The organism is Flavobacterium sp. (genome assembly GCF_023151265.1).
Lineage (GTDB): Bacteria > Bacteroidota > Bacteroidia > Flavobacteriales > Flavobacteriaceae > Flavobacterium.
Map to the genome: position 1 here is coordinate 4902 of NZ_JAKLJH010000151.1, position 6064 is coordinate 10965.

The following is a 6064-nucleotide window of genomic DNA, read 5'->3' on the forward strand; positions in this document are numbered from 1 at the left end:
GTAACTCGCGTTACTTTTAGCTGAAGTCGCCAAATAAATCGCACATTGACTCAAAATAATGCGGCTTTCTGGATAACCAATAGTTGCCACCGCTTGAAAAGCATTATTCGCCATAATAAACGCTGTTGGATTAGCATTTCCGATATCTTCACTGGCTAAGATTAGCATTCGTCGGGCAATGAATTTTACATCTTCACCACCTTCAATCATTCGGGCTAGCCAATACACCGCTCCATTCGGGTCACTTCCACGAATCGATTTTATGAATGCGGAAACAATATCATAATGTTGTTCGCCAGTTTTGTCATACAGTACCGTATTTTTTTGTACCAATTGCATCACTTTTTCATTTGTAATTTCAATGGTATCGCTTTCAGTAGCATTAATGACTAATTCGAAAATATTCAATAACTTTCTTCCATCTCCACCCGAAAGTCGCAATAAAGCTTCAGTTTCTTTTAATTGGATATTTTTATTTTGAAGTTGAACATCGGTTTTCATTGCACGATGCAATAAGGCTTCTAAATCGTCTTTGGTAAACGCATTCAAAACATAAACCTGACATCTTGACAATAAAGCGGGAATGACTTCAAAACTTGGATTTTCAGTCGTTGCGCCAATCAAAGTTACCCAACCTTTTTCCACAGCAGCCAACAAAGAATCTTGTTGTGATTTACTAAAGCGATGAATCTCATCAATAAATAAAATCGGATTTTTTGCGGTGAAAAGACCACTGCTTTGTTTCGCTTTTTCAATTACCTCACGAATGTCTTTTACACCAGAATGTATCGCACTCAGTTGGTAAAACGGACGTTTGCTTTCTTGTGCCATGATTTGTGCCAAGGTTGTTTTTCCAGTTCCGGGTGGTCCCCATAAAATCAAACTTGGAATTAATCCTTTGGCAATTTGTTGCGTTAACGAACCCTCAGGTCCAACTAAATGCAATTGGCTGATGTAATCCGATAATTGTTGTGGGCGAATGCGTTCGGCTAATGGTTGATTCATGACGTAAAATTACAATTTTATGACAAATGTGCATAGAAATATTTTTGGCTTTATCTTTGAATTCAAATCAACATGGAAAAACAGCACGATAATCCTTTTCAGTTTACAAAAGCGGTCATTTTATTACCGCTCTTTTTTGTATTGACTTTATGGTTGGTCTTTTGGTATGAATTACAATTTCAACATAATTTGTCTCATTTTGGAATCTACCCAAGAGAAGTGTATGGATTAAAAGGAATTCTTTTTAGTCCTTTTTTACATGGCGATATTGAACATTTGGCAAACAATTCCGTTGCTTTATTAGTGTTGTTGCCAATATTGAGGTATTTCTACAAAGAACAATCGTTTGTGGTTTTGTTTTTAGGAATTTTATTTTCAGGATTAGGAACTTGGTTATTGGGAAGACCAAGTTATCACATTGGCGCTAGTGGATTAATCTATGCTTTAGTGAGTTTCATTTTCTTTAAAGGCATTTTTACTAAATATTACCGATTAGTTGCATTGTCCTTTACCATTGTTATTTTATACGGAGGAAGCGTTTGGTACATGTTTCCCAATGTAAAAGAAGGCATTTCGTGGGAAGGCCATTTAGCAGGATTTCTTGTGGGATTAGCTCTAGCGTTAATTTTGAAAACACCTCAATTTTCTAAACCTATTTTCTACGAATGGGAAAAACCCGATTTTAATCCTGAACTCGATCCATTCATGAAAAACTTCGATGAAAAAGGAAATTTCAATCCACCACCAAAACCAGAGGAAGTAATTAGAGAATATTTCAATTCTTCTATGAAAGTGGTTTATGAGTTTTTGGGAGGGAAGAAGTAAAAGCTTATTTTATAATTACTTCTATTGTCTCTTGTTCTAAAAGTCTTTTCAAAATCGCAAGAATAGAAACGTAAATTTCTTTTGTTTCTGAAATTCCAAAAATTCCTGTTCTTTTTGTAAGTCCCTTTTCAATTAAATCATCGATTGAGTTATTGTAATTAAATTTAATGTCTAATGCTCTAATTTGAATGCATAATTGACTAACATCTGATATGATTTCTTCGTCAAGATCTAATGAATGCGAATTTATAATCGCTTCTAATTTTGAAGAAAATAAATCTAGTCTTTCTTTCTCTTTTTTAATTTTTTCAAATTGTTCATCTGGAGTTAATTTTTCAAATTGTTCAAGAATTAATTCTTGTACTCTTAAGTGAGTTATTTCTTTGAATACATTGAGATTAGTAATTCCGATGAATCGATAGTTTTTAATATCTTTTTTGTTAGTATAGATAGATAAACTTTCGTTTGTTATATCAGAGCTTTTGAAAGTTGATTTTTCAATGAATTGGCAAAATTCTTGAATTACATATGAAACTTTAGTAATGATATTTTTCTTCCTTTTCTTCTTTAATAGTTTTAAAGTAAAATAAGGAATTAGTTTAATTGAAATAAAAATACTAATAATTAAGAAAATTAAATTTATAAATGAACCCATCCAAAAGGATTTCCAGTCAAAATCATTAAAAAAATTCTCCATTTATTAATTTTACTAATTACATTCTCTGTCTCAATACCTCATACAAAAAAGCACCACAAGCCACTGAAACATTTAAAGATTCAATTGTGCCAAACATTGGTAATTTTGCTTTTTCATCAACAATTTTTAATACCGAAGGATTTACACCTCTGTCTTCGCTACCCATAATAATGGCAACGCCTTCGTTGAAGTTGATGTCGTAAATGTGTTGGTCTGTTTTTTCAGTAGCAGCAACGGTTTTGATTCCGCTTCCTTGTAAATAAAAAATGGCATCTTTTATGTGATCAACTTTACAAATTGGCACATTAAAAACAGCTCCAGCCGAAGTTTTAACTGTATCACCATTCACAGGAGCCGAACCTTGTTTTTGGATAATAATTCCATCAACACCCGTACATTCTGCGGTTCTGATGATAGCGCCAAAGTTACGCGCATCTGACAATTGATCTAAAATTAGGAATAAAGGTTTTTTACCACTTTCAATAACACTTTCAACCATGGTTTCTAATGCAACAAAAGAAATAGGAGCAATGGTTGCCACGGCACCTTGGTGATTATTTGGAGTTAATCGGTTTAGTTTTTCAACAGGAACGTAGGAGAAGTTGATGTTGTTTCTTTTCATTGTTTTCATCAAATCTTGCATCAAGTCGCCTTGTGCATCTTTTTGAACGAATACTTTATCAATTTCCTTTTTAGCGTTAATTGCTTCAATTATTGCTCTAATCCCGAATATTTGGTTGTCTTTTTCCATGTGGCAAAGGTATAAAAAAACCACTTCAATTGAAGTGGTTTTAAATTTATGTTTTTAGAACTTTTTGAGTTTATTTTTTTAAATTAACTCTGTTCCCTGTTCTTTTTGCCATTCTTCCTTGGAATACAACTTGGTTGTCTGGATTTGTAATGGTAAAAGTATGACCCACTTTTGTAATTTCAAATGTTATAATTGCATTCGAATTTCCATCATCTAATCCGCCTTGATCCATTGGGAAATAAGAAGACACATCTTCAGTTTCTACTAATGGGATTCCTGGTTTATTAAATGTAACAGAAGCAGGAATGTTTATAGGTTGACTATAACCTGAAGTTGTCCAAAGACTAACATCTAAATAATAAGTTCCATCAGACATTGAAGTACTTAAAGTTAATTGTTCTGGACAATTGCTGTAACTAAAATCAATGTAATTGCCATCATTATCGATAAGCTCTAAGTCCATATCTAAGTCACAGTTATCAACGGTTGTTCCACCATCATCAAAAGTACCTGACCAATTTAAGTCGATTACTAAATCGCTTGAATTTTCAATGTTGATATCAAAAACTAAATCACCAACAGTTCCTAATAATGTTCTGTTAGAAACTACTTTTAATTTTAAGTTCTCTGTGCTTTCAATATCTAAATCGTTAAGTAAAGAGATGTCAACACTATAAGAAGTAGTATAAGCTGGAATTTCAAAGATGTAACCAACTGGTCCTCCATTTTCTTCAATCGCAACACAGTCAGGATCGTTACTACGACAACCAGGAATTGAATAGTCTTCAAGATCTGTTGCTGTACTTTCGTCTAACATAACCAATCGGTATTGAATAGGCTTGTTGATAGCTTTATCTAAAGTGAAGTCTAAAGTTACTACATCACCTTCTTTAGCCGTGAAAGTTGTAGTGCTTGATGTTAAAACAGGTTTTACTTTACTACCTAAATCAACATCGTCGTCGTTACAAGAGGTAATTATTACAAGTGACGAAAAAAGCGCCGTTGTAAATAAGAATCGTAATATATTTATTTTTTTCATAATGAATCGATGTTAAAGTTTAGTGTATACTGCTGTAAAAGTTCTTCGTGCTGTACCGCTACTAAAGCCTCTAATTGAATAATACATGGTTATAGATTCTACTTCTCCTGTGTCTGGATCAAGTGTTACAAAACCTGAGTCGCTATCACCTTCAACAAGATTTGTGTAGTAGTCACCAAGATATTGTTCTTCAATTTGTATAGATTGACAAACATCATTGAATACAAAACCATCTCGAGGAGCACCATCAGAAGTTAAATCTCCATTTCCATAAGGGCCTGTTGAAGAAGTTACATATTGACCAATACCAATTTCTGTAATTTCTTCATTTGGGAAATTGTAAGTTGTATTGTTATCAGTTCTTGTAACAACAAGGCTATATGTTCCAGCTAAGTTAGATTCACATTTTGCAATGGTAATTGTAATTTGCTTTTTATCATCAGCAATTACTGCATTATCTGAGTCTGTTCCTTCTAAATTGATTACAATTGTTTTAGGAGTATTTCCTGGAAGAATCGAAGGGTCTACCATAATTGGAATTTGAGTAAAATCTGAACCTGCAGCCAATGTTGTAGTTGAACCAGTAATTGTGTAATCAGTGCCTTGAATGGCAGTACTACTTGGGTCAATTGAAAAAGAAACAACAATATCTTCATTTGATGGTGTTCCGTTAGCACCACCAACAAGGTTAATTTTTTCGTTGATTAAATATGGCTCAGTGTCAGCTCCTGTAAAAATATAAGAGTTAAAACTTTTGCTAAATCCTACAACTCTAGCACCATTTCCTGTGTTTTCATCATCGTCTTTAACACACGATGTTATCATTAAAAGAGCGAATAACGCTAATGATAAAATTTTAATTTTTTTCATATTTCTTTTTTTTATTCGTTCCAAAATATTTTACTAGTAAATGCTTGTGCTTCTGTTTGTTGAGGAACGTTTGCTGTGTTTCCTGCGATTTCAGAACTTGGATACAGAAGACGAATTGGTCTTGAACTTCCTGGAGCTACTGTAGATAACGGCACGTGAGCTGGGAATCCAGTTCTTGTGTTTTCAATCCAAGTTTCGGCACCATTAATTCCGTTTAAAGCAATCCATTTTTGATTGATAATTGCCTCAATTTCATTTCCTGCTGAACTATCCCAGTTTACAAGTGAAATGGATTGACTATAGTAAGTAATTGCATCACCTTCTGTCAAGCCTAAAATTTTGTATGATTCTTTAATTCCGCTTTCATATAAATCTTTAGCAGAACCAGTCATATATCCTCTTTGTACAGCTTCGGCTTGTAATAAGAAACTTTCTGCTGCAGTAAATATAATTCCGTCTTGAGCAGAGTTAATTAACAAACCAGGACCAATATGAGAAACAGGGTAGTTAGTAGCAGGTTCTAAAATGTCTCCTTGTTGATGACCTGCATATGACCCGTTTGATGCTGCTGCATAAATACGATTTCTTCTTGTGTCGTTTGTATTAGTTAAATATTCGATAGTGTATTTTGTGGCAGCAGTAGAACTATAATTGTTTACAAAAGCATCGTTTACATTTAAAAATAAAGCTGCAAAGCCGTTTTGTTGATTAGTAGCTGCTGCATAACCTGGATTAATTTTTACATTATCATTAGCGCCTAAAAATTCAGCTCCATCTGCTTCCATTTCATCAATTTTATCTTGAACATAAGTTCCAGATGCAGTTCTTCCTGATTCTCTTAGAAGAATTCTTAGTTTTAATGTGTTAGCAAATTTTT

General features: G+C 33.5%; 7 protein-coding genes. 1 reads left to right on the forward strand and 6 read right to left on the reverse strand.

All coding sequences use genetic code 11. The annotated features are described in order from the left end of the window. A partial coding sequence (locus tag L6Q46_RS12060; protein ID WP_291284509.1) for a replication-associated recombination protein A occupies positions 1 to 1005 on the reverse strand: 1005 nt, incomplete at its 3' end. 72 nt (positions 1006 to 1077) lie between these two features. On the opposite strand from L6Q46_RS12060, the gene L6Q46_RS12065 reads away from it, so the two are divergent. After that, entirely contained in the window at positions 1078 to 1830 is a 753-nt protein-coding gene (locus tag L6Q46_RS12065) for a rhomboid family intramembrane serine protease (protein ID WP_291284510.1), read from the forward strand. Positions 1831 to 1834: 4 nt separating this feature from the next. On the opposite strand, the gene L6Q46_RS12070 is transcribed toward L6Q46_RS12065, so the two are convergent. The 5 genes from L6Q46_RS12070 to L6Q46_RS12090 all read right to left on the reverse strand — a co-directional run. Continuing rightward, positions 1835 to 2527, reverse strand: a complete 693-nt coding sequence (locus tag L6Q46_RS12070) for a hypothetical protein (protein WP_291284511.1) — start codon at positions 2525 to 2527, stop codon at positions 1835 to 1837. A gap of 16 nt (positions 2528 to 2543) precedes the next feature. Beyond that, positions 2544 to 3278, reverse strand: coding sequence for a 23S rRNA (guanosine(2251)-2'-O)-methyltransferase RlmB (rlmB, locus tag L6Q46_RS12075; protein ID WP_291284512.1), 735 nt, complete (start codon positions 3276 to 3278; stop codon positions 2544 to 2546). 70 nt (positions 3279 to 3348) lie between these two features. Continuing rightward, complete coding sequence (locus tag L6Q46_RS12080) at positions 3349 to 4317, reverse strand: hypothetical protein (RefSeq protein ID WP_291284513.1); 969 nt, start codon at positions 4315 to 4317, stop codon at positions 3349 to 3351. Between the two features lie 12 nt (positions 4318 to 4329). After that, on the reverse strand, positions 4330 to 5187 hold the full coding sequence (locus tag L6Q46_RS12085; protein WP_291284514.1) for a hypothetical protein: 858 nt from the start codon (positions 5185 to 5187) through the stop codon (positions 4330 to 4332). 11 nt (positions 5188 to 5198) lie between these two features. Next, positions 5199 to 6064: SusD/RagB family nutrient-binding outer membrane lipoprotein (locus tag L6Q46_RS12090; protein WP_291284515.1), on the reverse strand; the 866-nt coding region annotated here is incomplete at its 5' end.